Origin of the sequence: Blastococcus haudaquaticus, from assembly GCF_900230285.1 — a bacterium.
Taxonomy (GTDB): domain Bacteria; phylum Actinomycetota; class Actinomycetes; order Mycobacteriales; family Geodermatophilaceae; genus Blastococcus_B; species Blastococcus_B haudaquaticus.
This window is the reverse complement of record NZ_OCNK01000003.1, coordinates 68,832-95,516: the sequence shown is the minus strand read 5'-3', so window position 1 is coordinate 95,516 and position 26,685 is coordinate 68,832. Positions and strand designations below refer to the sequence as shown.

Genomic DNA, 26,685 nt, shown 5'->3' with positions numbered 1-26,685 from the left:
CACCGCTCCCCCCGCCGTGCACAGTGCGCTCGTGCCGCCCGGAGCTCTGCATCATCGGGTGACCGCCGCCCTGGCGAACTGGCAGCTCGACGACGCCGAGGACCTCCTCGCCGACGTCGAGCAGGAGCCGTCGCCCTACGTGGCCGCGGACCCGGGCGCCGACGCGCCCGACGACGCCCCCGTCTCGCTCGGCAAGGCCTGGGCCGACACGCTGCGCGCCGAGCTGCTGGTCCGCCGGCTGCGCGTCGCGGGCTTCACGCTCGTGGGCGACCCGGTCACCGGCGGCGACTCCTCCGAGGAGGCCCTGGACCTGCACGCCGGGGTCGAGAAGCTGATCGACGGCGACGGCGGCGGCGAGGACCCGCGCGCCGAGTCCGCCTCCCGGGCCGCGCTCGCGATCGCGCTGGTCCGGTCGGCGAAGGCCGCCTTCGACGCCACCGACGACGACCTGCAGCGCGCCGCCGGCCTGGCCCGGCACGCGCGCATCGAGCTGCTCTCCCGGCGCATCGACGCCGCCATGGACGAGGCGGTCGAGGCCGCCAGCCTCCTGGACCCCGTCCTGCCGCCGAGCGCGCTGCTCGTGGACACCCTCGGCACCCTCGCCGGCGTGCTCGCCGACCTGGAGCTCATGCCGCTGGCGCTGGACTACCAGCGCCGGGGCCACGAGGTCGCGATCACCGCGGCCGCCGAGCCCGGCACGCTGGGACCGGACGACGGCGATCCCGACGTGCTGGTCGCCACCACGGCCACCAGCCTGGGCGAGCTCTGCGCCGAGCTGGGCGAGGGCCTGCTGGACGACGGCGTCCCCGAGTCGGCGGTCCCGCACTTCGCCGAGGCCCGCGCGCTCGCCGAGCAGGCCCTGGCCCTGCTGCCGCCGGAGCACCCGGGCATCGTCACCGCACAGGTGGTGCACGGCTGGGCCCTCGTCGGGCTCGGCGAGCACGCCGCCGCCGTCGGCCCGCTCCGCGCCGCCGTCCGCATCACCTCCGCGACCGCCGACCGTGCCCAGCTCGCCTCCGCGCAGCTCGCCCTCGGCCGGGCGCTGCGCCGCCAGGGGGACGTCGGCGGGGCCGACGAGCACCTGGTCTCCGCGCTGAACCTGGCCACCGAGCACGGCCTCCCCCGCCTGCGCCGGGCCGCGCTGCGCGAGCTCTGCACGCTGCACGCCGAGCTGGACGACGCCGGCCGCGCGCTGCCCTACCTGCAGGCCTACCTCTCCGACGAGCTCGACCGGGTCGACGAGCGCCGGACCCGCTGGGTCGAGCTCTTCGGCCGGCGCAAGAGCCTGCTGGAGACCGAGCGGGCCGCCGGTCAGCTCCGCCGCCAGGCGTACGAGGACCCGCTCACCCACCTGCCGAACCGCCGCTACGCCGAGGCCCGGCTGGACGGCCTGCTCGCCACCGGCGGGGCGCCCGCGCTCGCCGTGGTCGACGTGGACCGGTTCAAGACGATCAACGACGCCTTCGGGCACCCGGCCGGGGACGCCGCCCTGCGCACCGTGGCCGACCTGCTGGTCGACGGGGTCCGCGACACCGACGAGGTCTGCCGCTGGGCCGGCGACGAGTTCGTCATCCTGCTGCCCGACACGACCGCCGAGCAGGGCGAGCGGGCGCTGGAGCGCATCCGCCGGGCCGTGGCGACCTACGACTGGTCGCGGCTCGGCATCGACATCCCGGTCACGATCAGCGTCGGCATCGCCTCCGCCGCCCGTGGCGACGACCGCCGGACGCTGTTCGCGGCCGCCGACGGCGTCCTCTACGACGCCAAGCGCAGCGGCCGCGACCGCGTCGTACGGCTCTCCGGCGTGACCCAGACCCGGGCCCCCGGCACCAGCCCGCTCGACGCCCTCTTCGGCCCGCCTCCGTCGACCGGGCCGGCCGACGACACGGCCCCGGTGGAGTCCCCGGAGGAGGACGACGCGGCGGTTACCGTCGCGGCCGTGCAGCCTTCCCCGCTGGATCCCCGCCCCGCGCCGTCCGAGACCGCCGCGTTCGCCCCCGTGCTGGTCGACCCGCCGCTCGGCTCGGGCACACCGTCCGAGCCGCTGCTCGGGCCGGTGCTCGAGCCCGCCGTCGTGCTGGAGCAGGTGCCGGAGCAGGTCGTCGCGCACGTGGCGGCGCCCCGTCCCCCGGCGGTCGAGCCCGAGGTCATCTGGGCGACCGGCCGCACCACCGAGCAGGTCCTCGCGCTGGTCCGCGAGGCCCGTCGCGAACACCCCGACCGCCCGGCGCTGGTGCTGCGGGCCGCCGCCGAGACGCTCGTCGCCGTGGCCTCGGAGCACGACGCCTACACGACGATGGACGCCGCCGCGATGGCCGCAGCCGTCGGGCCGCTCCCGGAACCGGTGGGGCGCGTGCACGTGCTGTGCGCCGGTGGCGCCGACGGTCCGGTGGCGGCCGAGGCCGCGTTCGTCACCCGGATCGCGGGCTCGGAGGTGGTCCGCGTGGACGACGTCGCCGGCAGCCGGATCCGCGGGCTGCTGGCCGACGGCTCGCTGTTCGCCGACGCCGACTGCCTGGTCGTCGTCGCCGGGATGGACGCCTCGCTGGCCGCGCTGGTCGGCGCGACCGCCGACGTCCCGGTGGTCGCGGTGCCGACGTCGACCGGTGCGCCCAACGCCTTCGCCGGCCTGGGCGCGCTCATGACGATGCTGAACTCGGCCGCGCCGGGCGTCGCGGTCAGCGCCATCGACAACGGCTACTCGGCCGGCGTGTTCGCCGCCCGCGTGGCCCGCCGCGCGATGACTACTGCGAGGCCCTGAAACGCAGCGTCTGACCTGGACGCAGCTGCCCGCACCGGTCGACGTCGCTGCGGACGGGCTCGTCCGCCACGTAGCCGATCACCGGATAGCCGCCGGTGACCGGGTGGTCGGCGAGGAACAGCACCGGCGTTCCCGACGGCGGCACCTGCAGCGCCCCCCGGACCATCCCCTCGCTCGGCAGCTCACCGTTCCGCACCCGTTCCAGGGGAACGCCTGCCAGGCGCAGCCCGACCCGGTTGCTCTCGTCGGTGACCGTCCAGGCCTGCCCCGTCAGCGCCGCCCACCCCGCGTCGCCGAACCAGTCCGCACGCGGGCCGGGCAGCACCGCCACGGTCACCTCCCCGCCAGGTATGCCGGGGACCGGCGCGACGTCGACCCCGGGCATCGGATCGACCGGCGGACCGACCGGCAGCACGTCGCCGTCGGCGACCACCGCCGGCCCCAGGCCGGACAGCACGTCGGTGGCGCGGGACCCGAGTACCGGGGGGACGTCGATGCCCCCGCGGACGGCGAGGTAGGTGCGCAGCCCGGTCTCCGGGGCTCCCAGTCGCAACTCGGCTCCGCGCCGGAGCGACGTGGGCGCGGCATGCGGGAACGGCCCCGCGCATCGCGCGCCCGTCGTCACCACCAGGAGGTCGGCCTCCGCCCGCAGGGCCAGGCCGCCATAGGTGACCTCGAGGACCGCGAGGTCCTCGGGATTGCCCACGAGCCGGTTGGCCTGCCGGTACACGGCGCGGTCGCAGGCGCCGGAGCGGCCGACGCCGAGCGCGCCCTGCCCGGGCCGGCCGGCGTCCTGCACGGTGGTCAGGGGGCCCGCGGCCAGGACGGTGAGGGCACGCGTCATCGCGGGCCCGCCTCGACGAAGCGCACCCGGGCCCCGGGCCGCAGCAGCGCGGGCGGGTCGCGGTCCAGGTCGAAGACCGCGACGTCGGTCCGGCCGATGAGCTGCCAGCCGCCGGGCGACTCGCGCGGGTAGACGCCGCTGAACTCACCGGCCAGTGCGACCGATCCCGGCGGCACCTTGGTGCGCGGCGTCGACCGGCGCGGCACGTCCCACGCCCCGCCGGACTGCGTGAGGTAGCCGAAGCCGGGGGCGAACCCGCCGAAGGCGACGGTCCACTCACCGCCGGTGTGCCGTCGCACGAGCTCCTCCGGGGTCAGGTCCAGGAGGCCCGCGAGCTCCTCGAGGTCCTCCCCGTCGTAGTGCACCGGCAGCTCGACGACATCTCCGCCGGTCCGGGCATCGGGACGCGGCCCGGACCTCGCTGTCCGCCGGACCGCGTCAGCCACGTCCGACAGGGAGGACCGGGCCGGATCGGTGATCAGCAGCACGGTGCGCGCGGCAGGGACGATGTCGACGACGCCGTCCGGCGGCTGCTCGGCGAGCGCGGCGTAGAGGGCCAGCACGGCATCAAGGTCGTCCAGCTCCACGAGGAGCGCCGTCGTGCCGCTCGGCAGGACCCGCATCACGCTGCGAACGGGGTCAGGGTCACGCCGGCCGCGGTGAGCGCCTCCCGCACCTGCCGGGCGATCTCCACCGCGCCCGGGGTGTCGCCGTGCACGCAGATGGAGCCCGGTCGCAGGCTCAGGGGACCGCCCTCGACGTCCGCGATCGGCTCGCCGGCCGCCATCGCGACGCAGCGCCGGGCGATCTCGTCCGGGTCGTGCAGGACCGCACCGGGCAGCCGCCGCGACACCAGGGTGCCCTCGGGGGTGTACGCGCGGTCGGCGAACGCCTCGTGGACCACGGTGAGCCCGGCGTCGGCCGCCTGCCGGAGCCAGGCCGAGCCGGGCAGCCCCAGCACCGGGAGCGTCCGGTCGTAGTCGACGACGGCCCGGACGACGGCGGCCGCCTGCTCCTCGTGGGAGACGATCGCGTTGTAGAGGGCGCCGTGCGGCTTGACGTAGCGGACCCGGTCGCCGGCGACGCGGGCGAAGGCCTCCAGCGCGCCGATCTGGTAGATGACGTCGGCGGTGAGCGCGTCGGGCTCCATGTCGATGAACCGGCGGCCGAACCCCGCCAGGTCGCGGTAGCCGACCTGGGCGCCGATCGCGACGCCGGACTCGACGGCCCGCGCGCACACCCGGCTCATGATCGAGGGGTCGCTCGCGTGGAATCCGCACGCGACGTTGGCGCTGGTGACGATCCCGAGCAGGGCGTCGTCGTCGCCGAGCATCCACTGCCCGAACCCTTCGCCGAGGTCGGAGTTCAGGTCCACGGCGGTCATCGCGCGCTCACGAGAAGAGCTCGATGACGGGGCGGATCGAGTTGACCGCCAGGTAGAGCGTCAGCAGCCAGGCGGCCCAGCCGATGACCAGCAGCCACCGCGGGTACCGGTAGCCGTTCAGCAGGTCGGTCCGACGCGTCGCCACCCACAGCAGCACGGCGATGCCGATCGGCAGGAGCAGCCCGTTGAAAGCGCCGGCGAACACCAGGAGGGTGGTGGGCGCGGCGCCGGCCAGCACGAACGCCAGCGTGGTGACCGCGATGAAGGCGCACACCAGGATCGTCCGGGTGCGGTCGCTGGTGCGGGTACGGGACGTCACGAAGGACACCGACGTGTACGAGGCGCCGATCACGCTGGTGATCGCTGCCGCCCACAGGACGACGCCGAAGACGCGCAGGCCGACCTCGCCGGCCGCCTGCTGGAACGCGTTCGCCGCCTGGTTCTCGGCACCGAGGTCGGCACCGCCGGTGACCACGCCGAGGATGGCCAGGAACAGGACGACGCGCATGATCCCGGTGATGACGATCCCGGTGATCGAGCCCCGGGTGATGTCACGGACGTGCTCGGGTCCCGCGACCCCGGAGTCGAGCAGCCGGTGGGCGCCCGCGTAGACGATGTAGCCGCCGATGGTGCCGCCGACCAGCGTCGTGATCGCCAGGAAGGACACCTCCTCGGGGAGGACGACGTTCTTCAGCGCCTCCCCCACCGGCGGGCCGGAGGTGATCGCGATGTAGGTGGTCAGCACGATCATCAGCAGCCCGAGGACGACGACGATCCGGTCGACGGCGACCCCTGCCCGCTTGCTGAGGAAGACGCCGATCGCGATGAGGGCCGACAGGGCTCCGCCGATCTTCGGGTCGAGCCCGAACATCGCGTCGGTGCCCAGGCCCGCGCCGCTGACGTTGCCGATGTTGAACACCAGGCCGCCGACGAGCAGGAACGCGGCCATGACCCAGCCGAGCCCCGGCAGGACCAGGTTGCCCAGCTCCTGGGCGCGTCGGCCGGAGACCCCGATGACCCGCCACACGTTCAGCTGCAGTGCGATGTCGATGACGATGGAGACGGCGATCGCGAAGGCGAACGCGACCCCGAGCTGCACGGTGAACGCCGTCGTCTGGGTGATGAAGCCCGGTCCGATGGCCGAGGTGGCCATGAGGAACATGGCGCCCAGCAGGGTGGAACGGGTGCTCGAGGCCAACTTCCCCGACGGCGCGGTGGCGGTCGGCTGGTCCGGGGGGTGCGACATGGGCGCTCCTGAGAGCTCGCGGCCGGCGGTCCGGGTGGTTCGGCATCTCCGGGTCCGGCGCCGGTGCCGGGGACGACTGTGCGCTTTCGCCTCGTCGTCGCCGACCGTAGGTTCGAGTGGGACGCCGGGCAATTCGAGCCTGCCGAGGAGCCTCCTGTGACCGCCACCAGCGCTGCCGCGCCCGCCCGCACGTCCGCGGGCCGGACGCCGGCCGACGCCCGTGCCCGCTACCGCGCCGGCCTGGCGGTGCCGAGCTCCGGTGAGGCACCCGGCTTCACCCAGGCCAACCTCGTGGTGGTGCCCCGGGACTGGGCCTTCGACATGCTGCTGTTCGGGCAGCGGAACCCGCGGCCGGTGCCACTCCTCGACGTGACCGACCCGGGCTCGTTCCGCACCGTCCTCGCCCCGGATGCCGATCTCCGGTCCGACCTGCCGCGGTACCGCGTCTGGCGCGCCGGCGAACTCGCCGACGAGCCGACCGACGTCACCGACCTGTGGACCGACGACCTGGTCGCCTTCCTGATCGGCTGCAGCTTCAGCTTCGAGACCGCCCTGCTGGACGCCGGCGTGCCGGTCCGCAACATCGAGCAGGGTCGCAACGTCTCGATGTACCGGACCAACCGCGCCTGCCGACCGGCCGGGCGGCTCTCCGGGCCGCTCGTGGTGTCGATGCGCCCGGTGCCGGCCGAGCACGTCGTCGCCGCGGTGCAGGTCACCGGGCGGATGCCGCAGGTGCACGGGGCGCCGGTGCACGTGGGCGCACCCGCGTCCCTGGGCATCGCCGACCTCGGGCGGCCGGACTTCGGCGACCCGGTGGAGTTCGCCGAGGGTGACGTCCCGGTGTTCTGGGCATGCGGCGTGACCCCGCAGGCGGCGCTGATGGCCTCCCGCCCACCGTTCGCGATCACGCACGCGCCGGGCCACATGTTCGTCACCGACGTCCCGGACGCTGCCTACCAGGAAGCCTGACCGGACCGCCGGTGCGCGATCATCACCGCATGATCGGCTGGCTCGACCTCTCGGCGGGCGCCTCGGGCGACATGCTCCTGGGTGCCCTGGTCGACGTCGGGGTGCCGCTGGACGTCCTCACCGGCGCGGTCGCCGCCCTGCCGGTCGAGCAGATCCGGCTGGTCACCGAGCAGACGAGCCGGCACGGCCTGGGCGCCACGCGGGTGCACGTGCACGCGCCGCCGTCCTCGGAGCACCGCACCTGGGCCTCCGTCCGGGAGCTGCTGCTCGCTGCGGACCTCGCGACGCCGGTCCGGGACGGCGCGCTGGCCGTGTTCGAGCGGCTCGCCGTCGCCGAGGGCCGCGTGCACCGGGTCTCCCCCGAGGACGTGCACTTCCACGAGGTCGGCGCGCTCGACGCCCTGGCCGACGTCGTCGGGGTGGTCGCGGGCTTCGAGCACCTGGGACTGAGCCGGCTGACCGCCTCCCCGGTCGCGCTGGGCAGCGGGTCGGCCCGCGGCGCGCACGGTGTGGTGCCGGTCCCGGGCCCGGCCGTGCTGGAACTGCTGGCCGGCGTCCCGGTGGTGGCGGGGCCCGTCCCGGCGGAGATGTGCACGCCGACCGGGGCCGCGCTGGTCGCCGCCCGGGTGCACGAGTGGACGACGCTGCCGCCCATGCGGGTCGAGCGCGTGGGCATGGGCGCCGGTGGCCGCGATCCGGTCGAGCTGCCGAACGTCGTCCGGCTGGTCCTGGGCTCACCGGCCGGGCCGCAGCCGGCCGGCCCGGTGGTGCTGGAGACCAACGTCGACGACCTCGATCCCCGCCTGTGGCCCGGCGTGCTCGAGGCGCTGTTCGCGGCCGGGGCGTCCGACGCCTGGCTGACGCCGATCCTGATGAAGAAGGGGCGCGCCGCGCACACCCTGTCGGCGCTGTGCCGCCCCGACGCCGTGGCGGCCGTCCAGGCCGCGGTCTTCGCGACGACGACGAGCATCGGCCTGCGGATGGTCCCGGTCGGCAAGGTCGCCCTCGAGCGGGAGCACACGTCGGTGGCGGTGCTCGGGGGCACCGTGGGGGCCAAGGTCGCCGTCCACGACGGGCGGGTGGTCAACGTGAGCGTCGAGTACGAGGACGTCGCCGCGCTGGCCCGCGAGCGCGGCCTGCCGGTCAAGGAGGTCCTCCGAGCCGCCACCGCGGCCGCGGAGGCCGCCCACCCCGTCGGCTGAGGTCAGGCCACGACGACCAGGCCACTGGGCCGATTGGCCCGGAGCCGGCAGGCCACTCATGCGCGAAACTCGGGAGGTGCTCCAGTCCACCGGTCGGCAACTGCCCCGCCGCCTCGTCCAGCTCTACGCGGGTCTGGCGCTCTACGGCGTCTCGATGGCGCTGATCGTCACCTCGACCTTGGGCAACATGCCGTGGGACGTGCTGCACCAGGGGCTCGCGGACCGGCTGGACCGGTCCATCGGCACCGTGGCGATCGCCGTCGGGGCGCTGGTGCTGCTCGCCTGGCTCCCCCTCCGCCAGCGACCGGGCCTGGGGACGGTCAGCAACGTCGTCGTCCTCGGGCTCGTCCTGGACGCGACGCTCGCGGTCCTGCCCGACCCCACGTCCCTCCCCGCTCGGGCCGGCTTCCTGGTCGCCGGGATCCTGCTGAACGGCGTCGCCACCGCGGCCTACATCGGGGTGCACCTGGGCCCCGGTCCCCGCGACGGGCTGATGACCGGTCTCGTCCGGCGCACCGGCCGGTCGGTGCGGCTGGTCCGTACGTCCATCGAGGTCGCCGTCGTGGCCGTCGGCTGGCTGCTCGGCGGCACGCTCGGGATCGGCACCGTCCTCTACGCGGTGGCGATCGGTCCGCTGGTGCAGGTCCTGCTGCCGCTGCTCTCTGTCAGCCCTGCTGGGCGCCCCACTCGGCCAGCCGCCGCTCCGCTTCCTCGGGGCTGACGTCCTCGACCTTGGTCATGACCGCCCAGCGGTGGCCGAACGGGTCGTAGATGGAGGCGAACCGGTCGCCGGTGACGAAGGTGTCGGGCTTCTCGCGGACGGTTGCCCCGCGCTCGACGGCTTTCGCGAAGACGGCGTCCACGTCGGGCACGTAGATGCAGGTCGAGCCGCTGACGGCGTCACCCGACCGGTCCGGGACGACGAGGCCGAACTGCTCGTTCGGGTCGGACAGCTGCAGGCGGCCGTCCCCGAGGTCGAGTTCGGCGTGCATGACCGTGTCACCGGGACCGTCCATCCGGCTGACCAGCGTCGCGCCGAACACGTCCTCGTAGAAGCGGATGGCCTCGGCCGCCGGGGAGCAGACCAGGAACGGGGTCAGGGTCGTGTAGCCCTCGGGCTTGCCATTCGTGATCGTCATGTCCCCGATGCTGCCTAGGCTGCTGCCGTGGCGTCTTGGAAGAACGCGACAACCCTCGACCGGGCGTCGTCCCTGCGCGGCGTCCTCCGCCCGGCCGAGACCGCCGAGCAGGCCGACCTGCGCCGCGACGCGCCGGTGAGCGAGGGGCTGCGGCCCTTCGTCGAGCGGTACTGGTCGGTGCGCTGGGACCTGACCGGCAGGCCGCCCTTCCGGTCGGAGGTGCTGAGCCACCCCAGCGTGAACGTGTCGGTGGAGTCCGGCACCGAACCGCGCTTCGGCTTCGAGATGCCCGCGGTGCTCGTGCACGGCGTCGTCACCCGGCGGTTCACCGTCGACCTGACCGGTGCCGGCCGGGTGACCGCGGTGAAGTTCCGCCCCGGCGGGTTCACCGCCCTCACCGGCGCCCTTCCGGGGCGCAACACCGTGGCGCCGCTGGGCGACCAGCTCCGGGTCCCGGCAGCCCGGTTGCTGGCCGAGGTGACCGCACCGGAGGACGACGACGACCGCGCCGCCGCCCTCGACAGCGCCCTCGCGCCGCTGGCGACGGATCCGCCGGACGCCTACCTCGACCTGCTGGGGCTGATCGGCGCGATGATCTCCGACCGCGGGCTTGTCCGCGTCGACCAGGTCGCGGCGCTGGGCGGCCTCGGCGTGCGCTCGCTCCAGCGGCTGTTCGCCGGCTACGTCGGGGTGAGCCCCAAGGCGGTGCTGGCCCGCTACCGGCTGCAGGACGCCGCCGCCGCGATGGACGCGGGGGAGGTGCAGGACCTGGCCGGCCTGGCGGCGTCCCTAGGCTGGTTCGACCAGGCGCACTTCAGCCGCGACTTCCGCGCCGTCGTCGGCATGACGCCGTCGGCCTACCTCCAGCGGGCGCGAGCGGCTCCCTAGCGGCTCAGCCGGCCCGGTCGAGGATCGGGCGCAGCAGCGCCGCGAGCGCCTGGGGCTGCGCGAGGAACGGCGAGTGGCCGGTGTCCATCCGGAGCACCTCGCCGGCCCGCTGGGCCATCGCCTCCTGCGCGAACGCGGGGATGGCCTGGTCCTGCTCGGCGACCACGTAGGTGCTGGGCACCACCTTCCACGCGGCGTTCGTCAGCGGCTGCTCGAAGGCGGCCAGGGAGTGCGACGCGACGCGGGCGACCGACCGCTCGGTCAGCTCTGGGGAGACCCCGTTGTAGAAGACCTCCGCCGGCGTCCTCACCGCGACGTGGTCGCCACGGACGTCCCACCACGGGGGCGGGTTCCCACCGACGGCACCGAGCAGGGAGTCCCCCTCGTCCAGGAGGAAGGCGCACAGGTAGACCAGGTGCGCGACGCCGCTGTCGGCGGTGACCGCCTCGGTGATCACCGCTCCGCCGTAGGAGTGCCCCAGCACCACGGTCGGCCCCTCGATCCCGGACAGCACCGACCGGACCGCCGCCGCGTCGGCGTACAGGTCGCCCAGCGCGGTCGGGTCGTCCCCCACGCTGGGCAGGTCGACGGTCGTGACCGGCACGTTCCCGAGCGCGTCGAGGAGCTCCGCCCAGCACCAGGAGCCGTGCCAGGCACCGTGGACGAGGACCAGCGTGGCGGTCATCGCACTTCCCTCCGTCGGGATCAGGGCCGGGGCCCCGGCCGCGGGGAGTCTGGCACGGCACCTCGCCCGCGCACACCCGTCCGGCGGGCTCAGCGGTGGACGGGGCCGCTCGTCCGCAGGCCCGCCCGGACGACGGGGACCACGGCCAGTACCAGCGCCACCACCGCGAACGGTCCCGCCAGTGCCCACGCGGCGAAGACCAGCAGCGAGGCGACCTCGATGCCCAGCCCCGCGACGGAGGTGATCGTCGCCCGGTGCCGGCTGGCGATGCCCTCCTGCAGCCGCGCCTCGGCGACGACGAGCACCGCCAGGTAGAGGGCGTAGAAGATCGCGACCGCGCCGAGCGCGGCCGGACGGGCCCACACCGCGGCGAGGGAGAGGCAGCCGGCCGCGGCGACCAGCAGCCCGAGCAACGCGTTCCCGGGGAGCCGGTCGGCCCGGCCGCCCAGCGCCGCACCGGCGGCACCGGCGAGGGCGATCACCAGGACCGCCACCGGGACGGCGGTGGTCGGGACGCCCCAGTCGCCGGCGAGGACGGGGAAGTACTCCTCGATCGCGTCCAGGCCGCCGACCAGCGCCACGGCGAGCACCAGCACCCGCAGGCTCGGGGACCGGAGCGCCTCGACGACGCCCCGGCGCAGCGGCTCCTCCTCCTCGTCGTCGTCCGTCGTCCGGGGCGCCTCGGGGAACCGCAGCGCGAGCGCGGCGGCGGCCAGGCAGGCGACCACGCTCGCCCAGCCCACGAGCTCGTACCCGCCGACGGCGAACAGGGCGCCGGCGGCGAACGCCGTCGGCACCTGGACGAGCAGCTCCGCGGAGGTCATCCAGCCGTTGACCCGGGCGTAGCTGTCCCCGGCGCCGACGGCGACCAGGCCGTCGTAGACCAGCGCCTCGCTCGCTCCGGAGACGAGCGCGCCGGAGACACCCCAGACGACGAAGCCGACCGCGAAGGCCCACGCCTCGGGCGCCGCCGTCCAGACGGCGAACGCGGCCGCCTGCAGGACCCCGGCCAGCACCACGACGCCCCGCCGCGACCACCGGTCGGCGAGGACCCCGGCGGGCACCTCGGTGACGAAGGAGGTCACCGACCATACGGCGAAGAGCAGCGAGATCTGCGCGCCGGAGAGCCCGGTGTCGAGGAACAGCAGTGCGTAGAGCGGATAGAGGGGCACCAGCTCGGACAGCGCGGCCCAGCCCACGGCCAGGCGGGCGAGCGGCCGGGCAGCGGGCGGGAGGGTGTTCGGTGCGAGGCGTCAACGGAACGGCATGTGCGGAGGCTAACTCCGGCAGCGGCGCTCCCGCAGCCGTTTTCTCGCTACCCTCACGTGGCGAAGGGGAGTAGCCCCCCGTCCGCTGGTCGACATGCTGGCGCCCCCCGGGGCGCCCGGTCAGCGGGTCCACGTCCTCGTGGATGGGCGAGACCTTCGACCAGCAGCCCTGCGCTGCCCGGTCGGAGGCCGTCCCTGTCTCCGCCCGGCAGCGCCCAGCGGAGGAGAAGTCCCGTGGTCCTGTCCGTCATCGCGACGGCGTTCATCCTGGTGCTCCCCGTCGAGCTGCCGGACAAGACGCTGTTCGCCAGCCTGGTGCTCGCCACCCGCTTCCCACCGCTGCCGGTGTTCGTCGGCGTCGGCGCGGCGTTCGGCCTCCAGGTCGCGATCGCGGTCACCGCCGGCTCGCTGCTCTCCCTGCTTCCCGAGGCGCTGGTGAGCGGTGTCGTCGCGGTGCTCTTCCTCGTGGGCGCGGTCATCCTGTGGCGCAGCGCGAACAGCGGGCCCGAGGACGAGGACCTGGACGAGACCAGGGAGGGCACCTCGTTCCTCCGCGTGGCCGCCATCTCCTTCGGCGTCCTGTTCGCCGCCGAGTGGGGCGACCTCTCGCAGCTGGCCACCGCCGGCCTCGCGGCGCGCTACGACGAGCCGTTGTCGGTGTTCATCGGCGCATGGGCCGCGCTGCTCGTCGTCTCCGGCCTCGCCGTCTTCCTGGGGAAGAAGCTCGCCGACCGGCTGCCCATCGCGCTCATCCGCCGGGTCGCCGCCGTGCTCTTCGTCGTCTTCGCGGTCTTCGCCGTCGTCGAGACCGTCCGCGCCCTCACCGGCTGAGCGGCCAGGCACCCCATGGGGGGACTCGCCTCAACTCGACACCGAGTCCTGCCGTTCCCGGAACCGAGACGGACCCACGAGGGGTGCCGTGCCAGGAGGCAGTGGACGTGACGACGACCGGACGGCAGCACGCGCGGGCACGCCAGCCCGCGTTCGTGCACGAGTTCGGCGTCCCCGGCATGAGCGCGGACGCCGAACTGGACGGCATCGTGCGGATCGCCGCCGCGGTGGCCGGCCTGCGCTGCGCCGCCGTCAACACCCTCGACACGCCGGTCAAGCACGCGCTCGCCGCCCACGGCTTCCGCGGCGCCGCCTCGCCGCGGGACGAGTCCATCGGCGCGGCCCTGGCCCAGCGCGGCTCCGGCACCCAGGCCGTGGCCGACCTCGCCGCCGAACCGGAGTTCGCCGGCAACCCCTGGGTCGACGGCCGTCGCGGCCGCGTGCGCGCCTACGCGAGCGCGCCGATCGTGGTGGACGACGTCCTGCTGGGGGCGCTGAGCGTCTTCGACGAGGAGCCGCACGAGTTCACCCAGGCCGAGTGCGACCGCCTCGACGACCTCGCCGCCGTCACCGTCTCGCTGTTCCGCTCCCGGCAGCAGGCCGGGCAGCTGGCCGACGTGGCGGCCGCCGCCCAGGTGGCCCGGGTCGGCATGGAGCGCGCGCACGCCGACCTCGTCCGGTCCGAGGCGTTCATCCGTGCGCTGCTCGAGGCCCTGCCCGTCGGGATCGTCGCGGGCGACGCCGAGGGGCGCGTCGAGCTGTTCAACCAGGTCAGCCGCGAATGGCACGGTCTCGACGCCGACCCGACCGTGGCCGTCGAGGACCTGCCCACGAGCTTCTGCATCACCGACGGGAAGGGCGATCCGCTCCCCGCCGACCGCGTGCCCCTGACCCGCGTCTACCGCGAGGGCCGGGTCTCCGACGCCGAGATGGGGCTCTCCGCCCCCGGTCAGCCCCTCCGGCTCCTGTCCGCCTCGGGCGCCACGATCCGCGACGAGGACGACCAGCTGCTCGGGGCCCTGGTCACCATGATCGACATCACCGCCCAGCGGAAGCTGGAGGAGGCCCTGCGCACCGCGGCCCTGCACGACCCGCTGACCGGGCTGCCCAACCGCAGCCTGCTGCTCGACCGGCTCGAGCAGTCGCTGTCCGCCGCCCGCCGGGCGCTCCAGCCGGCCGCGCTCCTCTACTGCGACCTCGACGGCTTCAAGCCGGTGAACGACACGGCCGGCCACGCGGTCGGGGACGAGGTGCTGGCCGAGGCCGGGCGGCGGCTGGAGTCGGCCGTGCGCCCCGGCGACACGGTGGCCCGCATCGGCGGGGACGAGTTCGTCGTCCTCTGCCCCAGCGTGCGCGACGAGGAGGTGGCGCAGGAGATCGCCGACCGGGTGACCGCGGCGTTCGCCGAACCGCTGCGCACCACGGACGGCACCGGCTACGCCGTCGGCATCAGCATCGGCGTCGCCGTCTGCTCGGCTGACGACACCCCGGAGTCCGCGCTGCACGCCGCCGACGCCGCGATGTACCTCGTCAAGGCCTCCCGTCGGCGCACGCGGACCTCGCGCGCCTGAATCCTGCTTGACCCTGACGTTGCGTCAGGCTGTTCCCTTCTCCTCGTCAACAGGAGGGAGGACCGGAGTGAACGTGGGTCAGGTCGCCGCACTCGCCGGCGTCACGGTGCGCACGCTGCACCACTACGACCGGATCGGGCTGCTGTCGCCGTCCGGGCGGACGGCGACGGGCTACCGGCAGTACTCGCCGTCCGATCTGGATCGGCTGCACCAGGTGCTGCTCTACCGCGAGCTCGGGTTTCCCCTCGAGGAGGTCGCGACCCTGCTCGACGACCCGGCCGCCGATCCCGAGGCGCACCTGCGCCGGCAGCACCGGTTGCTGCGGGACCGGCTGGACCGGACGTCGGCGATGGTGGCGGCCGTCGAGAAGGAGATGGAGGCACGATCGATGGGGATGTCACTGACCCCGGAGGAGCGGTTCGAGGTGTTCGGCGACTGGCTGCCGGAGGAGTACGCCGCGGAGGCCGAGGAGAAGTGGGGGGACACCGCGGCCTGGGCGCAGTCCCAGCAGCGGACCCGCGCCATGACCAAGGACGACTGGCTGCGCGTGAAGGCGGAGAGCGACGCCGTCGAGCGTCGCTTCGCCGAGGCGCTGCACGCCGGCGTCCCGGCCGACTCGGAGCGGGCGATGGACGCCGCGGAGGAGCACCGGCAGCAGATCAGCCGGAACTTCTACGACTGCTCTCCCGAGATGCACGCCGGCCTGGGCCGGATGTACGTCGAGGACGAGCGGTTCACCGCGTACTACGAGCGGATCGCACCCGGCCTGGCGCAGTACGTCAGCACCGCCGTCCAGGCCAACGCCGCCCGTCAGGGCTGATGCACGGCACCACTGTGCGCTGATGCGCAGTTCCCGGGCCCGGAACTGCGCATCAGCGCCCCCCGTCGGGACGCCGCCCGCGTGACAGGAGGCGGCTGACGGCCGGTGCGACGACGAGCAGGAGCAGCGACGCCATCCCGACACGGGGCGCCACGAGGGCGAGGACGAGCGCCAGCAGCAGCACCGCGACCGTCACCAGCCCCGACACGAGGTCGCGGTCCCCGACCGCTCCGGGGTGCCGGATCTCCGGCGACCGCGCGATGACGGCGTCCATGCCGAGCCCCGCCAGCGTCGTGACGGCCAACGTCCCGATGTAGAGCACCGGCGCCCACACGTCGTCGGAGTCCACGACCCCGATGAGCTCGGTCGGGTACGGCAGGAACACGATGCCGATGAGCCAGACGAGGTTCAGCCAGAACAGCGTCCCGGTCATCTCGCGGACGTCGTTGAAGACGCCGTGATGGATGAGCCAGAACCGGCCGACGACGACGAAGCTCAGCACGAAGGCGCCGAACTGCCGGCCGGCGTCGCCGAGCATCTCCGCCACCGTCGCGCCGGGCATCGAGTCGATCTGGTCGACCAGCGGCAGGACGAGCAGCGTGGCCGCGATGGCCACCACCGCATCGCTCAGGTTGACCAGCCGCGTCACGTCCCGGCTGGGGGTGTCGGTTCCGCCGTCCATGCGCCGCGAGCCTAGGGGCGCGTCGTCCGTGTCGGCCCCGTCCAGGGGCCCGCGCCGAGCTTGCGAGGGGTGGGGAGGACGGGGTCCTTCACCAGATGTGGATGAGCAGTTCGCCGTGCAGCATGCCGAGCCAGCCGTCGTCGGCCTCGGACCACCGGAGCCAGGCCGCGGCGATCTCGTCCAGGTCGTCCGCCGTCGCCAGGCCGTAGCCCAGCGCCTGCTCGGCGAACGCCGACGACGTCGCCCGGCCCGCCCACGACCGGCCCCACCACTCCCGCTCCCGGGCCGAGGCGTAGCAGTAGGTGCTCGCGGTCGCGGTGACGTCCCGCAGCCCGGCCGCGTGCGCCCACGACAGCAGCCGCCGCCCGGCATCGGGCTCGGCGCCGTTCGCCCGTGCGACGCGGTGGTACAGGTCCAGCCATCGGTCCAGGCCCGGGTCGGCGGGGAAGGTGACGAAGGCGGCGTAGTCGACGTCCCGGACGGCGATCACACCGCCCGGGCGGCAGACCCGCGCCATCTCGCGGAGCGCCGCGACCGGATCGGTGAGGTGCTGCAGCACCTGGTGGGCGTGCACCACGTCGAAGGAGTCGTCCGCGGCGGCCAGCGCGTAGACGCTCCCGACCTCGAAGGTCACGTCCACACCGGCGCGCTCGGCAGCCGCGCGGGCCTCCACGAGCGGATCGGCTGACACGTCGAGGCCCACCACCCGGCCGGGGGCGACGCGACCGGCGAGGTCGACCGTGATGGTCCCGGGCCCGCAGCCGACGTCGAGCAGGTCGAGCCCGGGGCGCAGGGAGGACAGCAGGTAGGCGGCCGAGTTCTCCGCCGTCCGCCATCGGTGCGACTGCAGCACCGAGTCCGCATGGCCGTGCGTGTACGTGTCCACGACGGCAGTGTGGACCCGTTATCCCATAAAGTGGAACCGCCTTCCCAGGAGATGGGACGACTACAGCTCCTCGGCCAGAACCCTCTCGGCCTCGGGCACGGCCCGCGCCCGCTCGGCCGGCACCAGGCCGAAGCGGGTCCGCCGGTCCAGCAGGTCGTCGACGGTCCGGGCACCCTCGTGCCGGACGGCGAACCGCAGCTCCCCCACCGTCTCGGGCCGCCCGGCGACGACGGCCGCCGGCCCGAGCGCCTCCACGACCGGCGCCTCCGTCCCGTACCGGGCCACGAGCCGTCCGGGCGCGTGCACCCGCTCGAGCGCCGACCGCGGCGCCGCGCCCACCAGCGGCAGCCGACCGGTCAGCGAGCGCGCGGCACCGCGGCCCAGGCGCGCGACCACGGCGTCCACCGCCTCCTCGGCCATGGCCCGGTAGGTGGTCAGCTTCCCGCCCACCACGGACAGGACCGTTCCGTCCCACGTCAGCAGGTGCCTGCGCGAGAGGTCCGCGGTCGCGTCCCCGGGACCGGTGCCGGCCGACGCGGGCAGCACCAGGGGCCGGAACCCCGCGTAGGCGCCGACGAGATCGTCACGGGTCAGCGGCGTCGCCAGCACCTGGTTGACCGTCTCGAGCAGCTGCGTGACCTCGGCGTCGCTGGGCACGGGGTCCTCGTCGGGCACCGGGCCCTCGACCGGCTCGTCGGTGAGGCCGAGGTAGACCAGCCCGTCGGCCTGCGGCAGCGCGAACACGTAGCGGGACCGCGAGCCGGGCAGCGGCACGGTCAGCGCCGCCGTCGGCGAGCCGAGCAGCGTCCCCGGCACCACCAGGTGCGACCCTCGCGACGGCACCAGCCGGATCGACGGCGCCAGGCGCTGCGCCCACACCCCGGCGGCGTTCACGACCACCCCGGCCCGCAGCGTCAGCGAGACCCCGTCCACGACCGCGTGCACCTCAGCGCCGTCCACCGCGGTCACGGTCGCGCCGGTGAGCACCCGCGCGCCGTACGCAGCGGCAGTCCTGGTCAGCGCGACCACGAGCCGGGCGTCGTCCACGAGCTGCCCGTCCCAGAAGACGACGCCGCCGCGGCCGGCCCGCACACCGGGGACGAGCCGCGACACCTCGTCGGCGGACACCCGCCGGGTCGAGGGCAGCGAGCCGCGGCCGCCGGGCACCGACAGCCGCACCGCGTCGCCCAGCCGGCCGCCCGCCGCGGCCAGGGCGGTCACGTCCCGCCCTGCGACGTCGGGGACCAGGAACGGCAGCCGCCGGACCAGGTGCGGCGCCGTCGATCCCATGAGGACGGCGCGCTCGCGGGCGCTCTCCCGCGCCAGGCCGATCTCGCCGTGCGCGAGGTACCGCAGGCCGCCGTGCACCAGCTTCGACGACCACCGGCTGGTGCCGGCCGCGAGGTCGGTGCGCTCGAGCAGGGCCACCGAAAGGCCGCGGCTCGCGGCGTCCAGGGCGACCCCGGCGCCGGTCACTCCCCCACCCACCACGAGGACGTCGACGGAGCCACCGGCGAGCTCGGCCAGGTCCTCCGCGCGGCGGGCCGGGGACAGCGTCCCGGGCAGCGCGGCGGTCACCATGATCGCTCGGGGAGCAGCACCGGCAGACTGTAGCCGTGGCAACGCAGCCGGAACTGACGATCCAGGGCTGGGGTCCGGCCGACCCCCTGCCGTCCAGCGCGCCCGACAGCGACCTGAGCGACACGCTGCCCAAGGCCGCCCGCCGCTACCTGACCCGCGAGCTGGGCTGGTCCCCTCGGCCGACACCGCCGGTCGCCGTCGCCGACATCCGGCTGGGGCCGTCCCGCCTCCCCGAGCAGGCCCGGACCCGGCTGGTCGAGCTGCTCGGCGAGGACAACGTCCGCACCGACCGCGAGTCGCGGCTGCGCCGGGCCGGGGGCAAGAGCTACCTGGACCTCCTCCGCCGTCGAGAGGGCGATGCGTCCGACGCACCGTGCGCGGTCGTCCTGCCGGGCAGCACCGAGGAGACCGCCGCACTGCTGAGCCTCTGCAGCGAGCTCGGCATCGTCGTCGTCCCGTTCGGTGGGGGCACCAGCGTCGTGGGCGGGCTGGCGGGCGTGGACCCCGACGACCGGCCGTCCATCTCCGTCGATCTGTCCCGCATGTCGTCGGTGCAGTCGCTCGACGTGCCGTCGTCCCTGGTGACCGTCGGCCCCGGCATGCGCGGCCCGGCGCTGGAGCAGGCGCTCGACGAGCACGGGCTCACCTTCGGCCACCTGCCGCAGAGCTGGGAGTTCGCCACCCTCGGCGGCTACGCGGCCACGCGGTCGGCGGGGCAGAGCAGCACCGGCGTCGGCCGCTTCGACGAGCTGGTGGCCGGTCTGACCCTGACCACGCCGTCCGGTGTCCTGGAGCTGGGGCATCCCCCGGCGACGGCGGCCGGCCCGGACCTGCTCGGCGTCGCCCTGGGGTCGGAGGGGACCCTCGGCATCATCACCGAGCTGTCCCTGCGGGTGCGGCCGAAGCCGGCGACGAGCTCCTACGAGGGCTGGTCGTTCCGCTCCTGGGTGGCCGGGCTCGCCGCGCTCCAGCAGCTCGCCCGCCACGACCTGCTGCCCGACGTCGTCCGGCTCTCCGACGCCGACGAGACGCGGGCCAACCTGCTCATGGCATCCGGCACGGGGGCGAAGCTGCTGCGCGGCAGCCTGCGGGCCCGGGGTCACGCGGACGGCTGCCTGCTCGTGCTCGGCTGGGAGGGCCTGCCTCCGCTGGTGCGCGCGCGGATGAAGGCGGCCGCTGCCTCGCTCCGGGACGGCGGCGCGATCCGGCTCGGTCCGAAGGTCGGCCAGGCGTGGAAGAAGAACCGGTTCCACGGCCCCTACCTGCGCGACCAGCTCATGGACGGCGGCCTGCTGGTGGAGACGCTGGAGACGGCGGCCACGTGGTCGGCGCTGCCCACCGTCTACGACGCCGTCCGCCGGGCCCTGCGCGAGTCGCTGACCCGGGCGGGGCGGCGGCCGCTGATCATGAGCCACGTCTCGCACGGGTATCCGACCGGCGCCTCGCTGTACGTGACCGTGCTGGCCGACCGCGACGAGACGCTGCCCATCCAGCAGTGGCTCACGGCCAAGCGCGCCGCCACCGATGCACTGCTGGGCGCTGGCGGAACGCTCACCCACCACCACGCCGTCGGGGCCGACCACCGCCCGTGGATGGAGCGCGAGATCGGCCCGCTGGGCGTCGAGGTGCTGCGCGCGGTCAAGGAGCGGCTCGACCCCAACGGCATCTGCAACCCGGGCGTCCTGCTCCCCGAGTGACCGACGAGATCTGCACACTCGCCGCCTTCAGCGCGCTGATGCGGGCGAGTGTGCAGATCTCGTCCTGTCGATCCTTCCGGTGCCGCGGACCGGGGTCAGGGGTCCACGGCACCGGCGTCCTCAGAAGGCGTGGCCGAAGGAGAAGACCCCGGCCGGGTCGACCTGGCTCTTGACCGCGCGCAGCCGCTCGATGGTCTCGGGCAGGTAGGCCGCCGCGACCTCCTCCGGGCCGGAGACCTCGCCCAGGAAGTTGATCATCGTCTCGGGGGCCTTCCACGGGGCGAGCGTCCCGAGCACCCCCTTGCCGACCATCGGCACGACCTGGGCGAGCTCCGGGATCCCGGGGCCGACCACCTCGACGGCGAAGGCACCGCTCCGGCCCGGCACCGCGTTCGGCACCCTGGGCTGCCGGGCGAGCGCGCCACCCATGAGCCGGATCTCGGTCATGAAGAGGGGGATGTCGACCTGCGGTCCGGCTGCCTCGAGCAGGGCGTCGACCGCCTCCTCGGGGAGGTCGGTGAGCAGCATGCCCTTCTCCCACGCGGGCATCGGGTCGACCGGGTCCATGTGGATGGAGTCCATCTCGTCGGTGCGGATCGGTCCGACGTAGCCCATGACGATCGTGCCCAGGATCTTCATCGGCGACAGCAGCTTCTCCGCCTCGGCGTGGTCGGTGCCCGAGTAGGCGTAGCGCAGGTGGACGACGGTCTGCCCGCGCAGCGGCGGGGGCAGCTCCTCCATGGGAGGCATCCGCATGACGGCGATCGACGTGCCGACCTCCTCGGGCAGCGTCGGCGCCCACTGGCGGAACCGGTGCAGCAGGGCAGGGGCGTCGTCGCCGGTGAAGAAGATGCCACCGGCGTACAGGGAGCCGACCGGCACGAGGTCGATCTCCATGGCGGTGACGATGCCGAAGTTCCCCTTCCCGCCGCGCACCGCCCAGAACAGCTCGGGCTCGCTGTCGGCAGAGAGACGGCGCAGCCGGCCGTCGGCGGTGACGAGCTCGACGGCCTGCACGTGGTCGGCCGCGAAGCCGAACCGCCGGCCGAGCGAGCCCATGCCACCGCCGAGGGTGTAGCCGACGACGCCGACGTCGGAGGTCGAGCCGCACAGCCCGGCGAGGCCGTGGTCGGCGGCGGCCTCGAGGACCTTCTTCCACTTCACCCCGGCCTCGACGCGGGCTACGCGCCGCTCGGGGTCGACGCTCGTGCCCTGCATCCGCCGGGTGGTGATCATCAGGGAGCCGGCAGCGTTCCGGACCGGCCCGTGGCCGGTGGCCTGGACGGCGACGTGCAGGTCGTGCGCGACGGCCCAGGTGACGGCGGCGGAGACGTCCTCGGCGCAGGTGGCACCGACGGCGACGGCGGGGGTGTGCTGGATCGCGACGTTCCAGGTGGCGACCTCGGCGGCCATGCCGTCGTCGCCCGCCGCGTAGACCGGGCCGTGCACCTGGCTGCGCAGCTCGTCGATCGCGCCGGCCGGGAACGACGGCACGAGGGTGTCGAGGACGGCGTCGCCCATGACGGCGGACGGCAGGGGCCCGGACTTCTCGGTGAGGCTCATCAGCGGGGTTTTCCTCTTCGCGGCCGCGGCGGTGACCGCGGATCGGATGGCTCGCGGCGGTGACCGCGCAGCTCGTTCGGACGGAGGAAGAGTCGCGACGACCCCTTGGCGGATACTTGCGGCCGACTTGCGAAAGGACCCCCTGCCCCCCAAGCGCTCGCAAGCTCGCGCCCGGGACCCTGCAGGGGGCCGCACATCAGCGCACGCAAAGGGGTGCCGCCCGGGCGCCGGCACTGGGAGCATCGCCGGCCGTGCCATTCCGCGTCCTCGGCCCGCTCGAGGTCACGGGGCCCGACGGCAGCCCGCTGGACGTCGGCGGGGCCAAACCGCGCGCCCTGCTGACCCTCCTGCTGGCCGAGCCCGGGCGCGTGGTCGGCATCGACCGCATCGTCGGCGCGCTGTGGGGCGAGGACCCGCCCCCGACGGTGACCGGCACGCTGCAGGCATACGTCTCCCACCTCCGACGGGTGCTCGAGCCGGAACGCGGCCCGCGCGAGGCGCCGACCGTGCTGCTGACCCGTCCGCCCGGCTACCTGATCCGTACCGACGCCGCGGATCTGGACCTGCTGCGGTTCCCGGAGCTGGTCGAGGCGGGCGACCGGGCCGTGGGCGCCGGCGACCCGGAGCGGGGCATCGCACTCCTGGACGAGGCCCTCGGCCTGTGGCGGGGCGAGCCGCTCGCCGAGCTGGGCGACCTGCCCGCCGCGGCCACCGACCGGCTGCGCCTCACCGAGCTGCACGTGCGGGCCCGCGAGCGTCGGTGCGACGCCCTGCTCGCCGCGGGGCGGGCCGACGCCGCCGTCACCGACCTCCAGCACCTGGTCGCCGAGCACCCGCTGCGCGAGCGGCTCTGGGCGCGACTGGTCACCTCCCTCTACGCCGCCGACCGGCAGGCCGAGGCGCTGGAAGCCCTCCGCCGGTGCGCCGAGCTGCTGCGGGACGAGCTGGGCATCGACCCCGGCCCGGAACTGCGCGACCTCGAGCAGGCCGTGCTGCGGCAGGATCCGCGGCTGCTGGAGCGGGTGCCGCGCCCGGTCCTCCCCGCGACCAAGGCCCAGCCGCCCGCCCCGTCCCTCGCCCCCGGCAGCGAGCTGCTGGTCGGTCGACGCGCCGAGCTGTCCCGGCTCCAGGCCGTGGCCGAGCAGGTCGGCTCGGGACGTGGCGCCGTCGTCGTCCTGCAGGGCGAGGCCGGCATCGGGAAGACGCGGCTGGCCGAGGCCGCCGCGGAGGCCGTCCGCGCGGCCGGCTGGTCCGTCGCCTGGAGCCGCTGCGCCGACGACACCGGCGCGCCGGCACTGTGGCCGTGGACGCAGGTCCTCGAGCAGCTCGGCCAGGAGGAGCTGACCCCGCTGTCGCAGACCGACGACGACCCGGACGCCGCCCGCTTCCGGCTGTTCCAGGACCTCCGCGGCCGGCTGAAGGCCGCGGCCGGCACGGGTCCGGTGCTCGTCGTGCTCGACGACCTGCAGGGGGCCGACACGACCTCGGTGCAGCTGCTCGGGCTGCTCGCCCGGCACCTCCCGCGCGCCCCGGTGCTGCTCGTGGTCACCGCCCGGACCGTCGGCGAGCGGCTGCCGGAGGCGGTCACCGACTGCCTCGCCCGCCTGGCCCGGGAGCCGTCGGCCACCTGCCTGCAGCTGTCCGGTCTGGACGCCGACGACGTCGCCGCGCTGCTGGCGGCCCAGCTGGGCTCCCCCGGCGACCGGTCGCTGGCCTCCGCGGTGCACGACCGCACCGGCGGCAACCCGTTCTTCGTCGTGGAGCTCTCCCGGTGGATGGTGGGCGCCCACGACCTGCACCTGGACCACGTGCCCGTGCCGCCGTCCGTCGGCGAGGTGCTGCGGACCCGGGTGGCCCGGCTACCGGCAGCGACCCGCGAGGTGCTCGAGCTGTGCGCGGTGGCCGGCCGCGAGGTGACGCTGGACCTGCTCGAGGCGGCACGCATGCCCGCAGAGGACGCGCTCGGCGCGCTGGACTCCGCCGTCGCGGTCGGCCTGGTCGTCGAGGGCCGGCGGCCGTGGAGCTGGCGGTTCGCCCACGCACTGGTCCAGGAGGTGCTGGTCGGCGACCTGCCCGCGCTGCGCCGGGCGCGGCTGCACGCCCGGCTGGGCGAGGCGCTGGAGCGCCGGATCGCCACGACCACGGACGACGCCCTCGTGGAGCGGCTGGCGCACCACTTCGTCGAGGCGCTGCCGGTCACCGGCCCGGCGCCGGCGCGGATGTACTCGACCGCCGCCGCCCGTGCCGCCCGCGCTCGTCTGGCCCACGGCGAAGCCGCGGTGCACACCCGCCGTGCGCTGGAGCTCGTCGACCCCGCCGAGCCCGACGCCGCGCGCACCCGGCACGACCTGCTGACCGCGCTCGGCAACGACCTGCTGCGCAGCGGCTCCCGCACCGAGGCCCGCGACGTCGTCGCCCAGGCCATCACGGTCGCCCGGCAGCTGGACGACCGGGCCTGCCTGGCTCGGGCCGCGGCGGTGTGGGGCAGCGTCACCGTCTGGAACTGGCGTCCGCACGGCGTGGTGGACGACGACATGGTCGCGCTGCTCGAGGACCTGCTCGCCGACGACGCGGACGAACGGACCACCGCCCAGCTGCTCGGCACGCTCGGCGTGGAGCTGGCCTTCAGCCCGGACGACCGCGGCGTGCAGGCCGCCCGGCAGGCGGTCGGGATCGCCCGCGGCACCGGCGACCCGGAGCTGCTCGGCCGGACGCTGAACAACTTCTGCCTCGCGGTCTGGGGTCGCCCGGGAGCGGCGGAGCTGCGGCTGGCTGCCGCCGACGAGTCCCTCGCGATGGCCGGTTCCGGCCTGCCGCGGTGGACGGAGTTCGTCGCGCGGCTGCACCGGGCGGCGATCCGGCTGCACCTGACCGACCTCGCCGGCTTCGAGGCCGACCACGCCGAGGCCCGGCGACTGGCGGTGTCGCTGGGCGGGCCGGAGGTGCGGCCGCACGTGCTGTGGCAGGCCGGCGGCCTGGCCTGGCTGCGGGGCAACGCCGATCGCGCGGAGGAGCTGACCACCGAGGCGTACGAGCTCTACCGCCGCGTCACCCCGCACGCGCGGCACGCCTACGCCGCGCACCAGTTCACCCTGCGCCGCGCCGACGGCCGGCTGGGCGACGTCATCCCGCTGCTGGTCGAGACCGGCGACGAAGGGAGCCCGCTGCTGCAGGAGATGGCCGTGCTCGCGGCGGCGGAGTCCGGAGACGTCGACGAGGCCCGGCGGTTGCGGGCGCGGTGGGGACGCACCCGGATCCGCGACTGGGCCAGCGACGTGGCCGTCCTGCTGCAGGCCGAGTCCGCCCTGCGGCTGGGCGACGAGCCCGAGTGGGCGTCGGCGGTCCAGGCGCTGCTCCCCTACGAAGGACGGCAGGCGGTCCTGGGAACGCCGGCCCTCTCGCTGGGTGCCTACGACGAGCTGCTCGGCCGGATCGCCGAGCGCCGCGGCGACCTGCCCGCCGCCCGCGAGTGGTGGGACGCGGCCCGTGAGCAGGGCGTGCTGGTCGGCTCGCCGCACCAGGTGGCACTGGCCGACTCGCACCTGGCCCGGATCGACGGCGTCCCTGCCCCGCGGCGGCCGACCGAACCGCTCTCCACCGCGCCCTGACCGCGGGGACGGCGGCCGACCACGCCGCAGACCCCGCGGACGGCAGCCGTACGGCGCGGTCGACCCGCTACGCCGTGGTGGCGATCCCGCCGTCGACCGGGATGACGGCGCCGGTGACGTAGGCACCGGCACGGCTGGCCAGGTAGACGACGACGCCGGCCATGTCGTCGGGGCGGCCGATGCGGCCCAGCGGTGACTTGGCGGCGATCTCGGCACCGAACGCGTCCAGGGTGGCGGCCATCATCTTCGACTCGAACGGCCCGGGGGCGACGGCGTTGACCGTGATGCCCCTCGGGCCGAGCTCCTTGGCCAGGACGCGGGTGAGCTGGTGCAGGCCGGCCTTGCTGGCGGCGTAGGAGTAGGTCGGCATCGGGTTGACGTGCAGGCCGTCGATGCTGCCGACGTTCACGATGCGCGCCGGGTCACCCTCGCCCGCCGCCGCCTCGAGCATCGGCAGGAAGGCGCGCGTGAGGAAGAACGGGGACTTCAGGTTGAGGTCGAGCAGCTTGTCCCACGCCGACTCGGGGAAGGTCTCCAGCGGTTCGCCCCAGGTGGCCCCGGCGTTGTTGACCAGGACGTGCACCCGCTCCTCGGTGCGGCCGACCTCCTCGGCCAGCCGGACGCACTCGGCCTCGGTGGAGAGGTCCGCGGGGATGGAGACGGCGGTCCCGAACTCGGCGAGCTCGGCGACGGCGGCGTCGCCGGCCTGGGCCTTGCGCGAACTGATGTAGACGCGCGCCCCCGCCTGGAGCAGTCCGCGCGCCATCATCAGCCCGATGCCGCGGGTGCCACCGGTGACGACGGCCACCTTGCCGGTCAGATCGAACAGGTCCACGAGCTGCCTCCGTCCAGGGGGTCCGGCCGCGCCGCAGGACCCGGCCCGCACTGTAGCCAGCCGCGCGCGAGGGCCATCGGCGTGTAGAAGCCATCGGCCCGCACGGCCCGACGGGGGCCGATGGGTGACGCCGCCGACGCCTGATCCGGTGGTCCCCGGCCCGCGCGGCAGCGGGCCGGCAGCCGGCCGGCCTCGTTCGCACCCGGACCGCATTATGTGAGCGAT

Annotated in this window: 22 protein-coding genes; 10 read left to right on the top strand and 12 right to left on the bottom strand. The window is 75.0% G+C overall.

The genetic code is table 11. The features are described from left to right. The first annotated feature begins 58 nt into the window (after positions 1–58). Positions 59–2,761: a diguanylate cyclase domain-containing protein gene (locus CRP30_RS11825; protein ID WP_235003349.1), complete on the top strand. Its 2,703-nt coding sequence runs from the start codon at positions 59–61 to the stop codon at positions 2,759–2,761. Here the strand turns inward: CRP30_RS11825 and CRP30_RS11820 are convergent. From CRP30_RS11820 to CRP30_RS11805, 4 genes are read right to left on the bottom strand one after another with little or no spacing between them, the layout of a single operon-like run. Next, positions 2,745–3,605, bottom strand: a complete 861-nt coding sequence (locus CRP30_RS11820) for a 5-oxoprolinase subunit C family protein (RefSeq protein WP_097184207.1) — start codon at positions 3,603–3,605, stop codon at positions 2,745–2,747. The two genes, CRP30_RS11825 and CRP30_RS11820, sit on opposite strands and share 17 nt — an antisense overlap. Continuing rightward, positions 3,602–4,228 carry a 5-oxoprolinase subunit B family protein gene (locus CRP30_RS11815; RefSeq protein WP_097184915.1) on the bottom strand — a complete coding sequence of 209 codons (627 nt, stop codon included), beginning with the start codon at positions 4,226–4,228 and terminating at the stop codon, positions 3,602–3,604. The genes CRP30_RS11820 and CRP30_RS11815 overlap by 4 nt, the downstream gene beginning before the upstream one ends. Then, positions 4,228–4,989: a LamB/YcsF family protein gene (locus CRP30_RS11810; protein ID WP_097184206.1), complete on the bottom strand. Its 762-nt coding sequence runs from the start codon at positions 4,987–4,989 to the stop codon at positions 4,228–4,230. The genes CRP30_RS11815 and CRP30_RS11810 overlap by 1 nt, the downstream gene beginning before the upstream one ends. A 7-nt stretch (positions 4,990–4,996) precedes the next feature. Beyond that, entirely contained in the window at positions 4,997–6,235 is a 1,239-nt protein-coding gene (locus CRP30_RS11805; RefSeq protein ID WP_097184205.1) for an NRAMP family divalent metal transporter, read from the bottom strand. A gap of 156 nt (positions 6,236–6,391) precedes the next feature. Here CRP30_RS11805 and CRP30_RS11800 point away from each other — a divergent pair, with 156 nt between their 5' ends. From CRP30_RS11800 to yczE, 3 genes are all read left to right on the top strand, one after another. Further along, positions 6,392–7,204 carry a putative hydro-lyase gene (locus tag CRP30_RS11800; protein WP_097184204.1) on the top strand — a complete coding sequence of 271 codons (813 nt, stop codon included), beginning with the start codon at positions 6,392–6,394 and terminating at the stop codon, positions 7,202–7,204. A gap of 29 nt (positions 7,205–7,233) precedes the next feature. Further along, complete coding sequence (gene larC / locus CRP30_RS11795) at positions 7,234–8,406, top strand: nickel pincer cofactor biosynthesis protein LarC (RefSeq protein ID WP_097184203.1); 1,173 nt, start codon at positions 7,234–7,236, stop codon at positions 8,404–8,406. A 76-nt stretch (positions 8,407–8,482) separates the two neighbouring features. Further along, complete coding sequence (gene yczE, locus CRP30_RS11790) at positions 8,483–9,127, top strand: membrane protein YczE (RefSeq protein WP_200814716.1); 645 nt, start codon at positions 8,483–8,485, stop codon at positions 9,125–9,127. On the opposite strand, the gene CRP30_RS11785 is transcribed toward yczE, so the two are convergent. After that, positions 9,072–9,545, bottom strand: coding sequence for a VOC family protein (locus CRP30_RS11785; RefSeq protein ID WP_097184201.1), 474 nt, complete (start codon positions 9,543–9,545; stop codon positions 9,072–9,074). The two genes, yczE and CRP30_RS11785, sit on opposite strands and share 56 nt — an antisense overlap. Before the next feature lie 27 nt (positions 9,546–9,572). Between CRP30_RS11785 and CRP30_RS11780 the strand changes: the two genes are divergently transcribed. Then, the gene (locus CRP30_RS11780; RefSeq protein WP_097184200.1) at positions 9,573–10,433 is read left to right on the top strand and encodes a helix-turn-helix domain-containing protein; all 861 of its coding nucleotides are present in this window, start codon (positions 9,573–9,575) and stop codon (positions 10,431–10,433) included. A 4-nt stretch (positions 10,434–10,437) separates the two neighbouring features. Here the strand turns inward: CRP30_RS11780 and CRP30_RS11775 are convergent, their stop codons facing one another. Together CRP30_RS11775 and CRP30_RS11770 are read right to left on the bottom strand one after the other, a co-directional pair. Beyond that, the gene (locus tag CRP30_RS11775; RefSeq protein WP_097184199.1) at positions 10,438–11,118 is read right to left on the bottom strand and encodes an alpha/beta hydrolase; all 681 of its coding nucleotides are present in this window, start codon (positions 11,116–11,118) and stop codon (positions 10,438–10,440) included. Positions 11,119–11,207: 89 nt separating this feature from the next. Then, complete coding sequence (locus tag CRP30_RS11770) at positions 11,208–12,317, bottom strand: MFS transporter (protein WP_097184198.1); 1,110 nt, start codon at positions 12,315–12,317, stop codon at positions 11,208–11,210. A gap of 303 nt (positions 12,318–12,620) precedes the next feature. Here CRP30_RS11770 and CRP30_RS11765 point away from each other — a divergent pair, with 303 nt between their 5' ends. The 3 genes from CRP30_RS11765 (at position 12,621) to CRP30_RS11755 (ending at position 15,608) form a co-directional block, all read left to right on the top strand. Next, positions 12,621–13,217 carry a TMEM165/GDT1 family protein gene (locus CRP30_RS11765; protein ID WP_097184197.1) on the top strand — a complete coding sequence of 199 codons (597 nt, stop codon included), beginning with the start codon at positions 12,621–12,623 and terminating at the stop codon, positions 13,215–13,217. A gap of 107 nt (positions 13,218–13,324) precedes the next feature. After that, positions 13,325–14,788, top strand: a complete 1,464-nt coding sequence (locus CRP30_RS11760; RefSeq protein ID WP_143278452.1) for a sensor domain-containing diguanylate cyclase — start codon at positions 13,325–13,327, stop codon at positions 14,786–14,788. 67 nt (positions 14,789–14,855) lie between these two features. After that, on the top strand, positions 14,856–15,608 hold the full coding sequence (locus CRP30_RS11755; RefSeq protein WP_097184195.1) for a MerR family transcriptional regulator: 753 nt from the start codon (positions 14,856–14,858) through the stop codon (positions 15,606–15,608). A gap of 52 nt (positions 15,609–15,660) precedes the next feature. Here CRP30_RS11755 and CRP30_RS11750 read toward each other — a convergent pair whose 3' ends face one another. The 3 genes from CRP30_RS11750 to CRP30_RS11740 all read right to left on the bottom strand — a co-directional run bounded on the left by CRP30_RS11750 (position 15,661) and on the right by CRP30_RS11740 (position 18,757). After that, positions 15,661–16,290 carry a TMEM175 family protein gene (locus tag CRP30_RS11750; protein WP_097184194.1) on the bottom strand — a complete coding sequence of 210 codons (630 nt, stop codon included), beginning with the start codon at positions 16,288–16,290 and terminating at the stop codon, positions 15,661–15,663. 88 nt (positions 16,291–16,378) lie between these two features. Then, entirely contained in the window at positions 16,379–17,176 is a 798-nt protein-coding gene (locus tag CRP30_RS11745; RefSeq protein ID WP_097184193.1) for a methyltransferase domain-containing protein, read from the bottom strand. Positions 17,177–17,236: 60 nt separating this feature from the next. Continuing rightward, on the bottom strand, positions 17,237–18,757 hold the full coding sequence (locus CRP30_RS11740) for a glycerol-3-phosphate dehydrogenase/oxidase (RefSeq protein ID WP_097184192.1): 1,521 nt from the start codon (positions 18,755–18,757) through the stop codon (positions 17,237–17,239). Between the two features lie 35 nt (positions 18,758–18,792). On the opposite strand from CRP30_RS11740, the gene CRP30_RS11735 reads away from it, so the two are divergent. After that, positions 18,793–20,454, top strand: coding sequence for an FAD-binding oxidoreductase (locus CRP30_RS11735; protein ID WP_097184191.1), 1,662 nt, complete (start codon positions 18,793–18,795; stop codon positions 20,452–20,454). A 120-nt stretch (positions 20,455–20,574) separates the two neighbouring features. Here the strand turns inward: CRP30_RS11735 and CRP30_RS11730 are convergent, their stop codons facing one another. Further along, complete coding sequence (locus tag CRP30_RS11730) at positions 20,575–22,017, bottom strand: FAD-binding oxidoreductase (RefSeq protein WP_200814715.1); 1,443 nt, start codon at positions 22,015–22,017, stop codon at positions 20,575–20,577. A 251-nt stretch (positions 22,018–22,268) separates the two neighbouring features. Here CRP30_RS11730 and CRP30_RS11725 point away from each other — a divergent pair, with 251 nt between their 5' ends. Beyond that, complete coding sequence (locus CRP30_RS11725) at positions 22,269–25,625, top strand: ATP-binding protein (RefSeq protein WP_143278451.1); 3,357 nt, start codon at positions 22,269–22,271, stop codon at positions 25,623–25,625. A gap of 67 nt (positions 25,626–25,692) precedes the next feature. On the opposite strand, the gene CRP30_RS11720 is transcribed toward CRP30_RS11725, so the two are convergent. Next, positions 25,693–26,460, bottom strand: coding sequence for an SDR family oxidoreductase (locus CRP30_RS11720; protein WP_097184189.1), 768 nt, complete (start codon positions 26,458–26,460; stop codon positions 25,693–25,695). Positions 26,461–26,685: the final 225 nt, after the last annotated feature.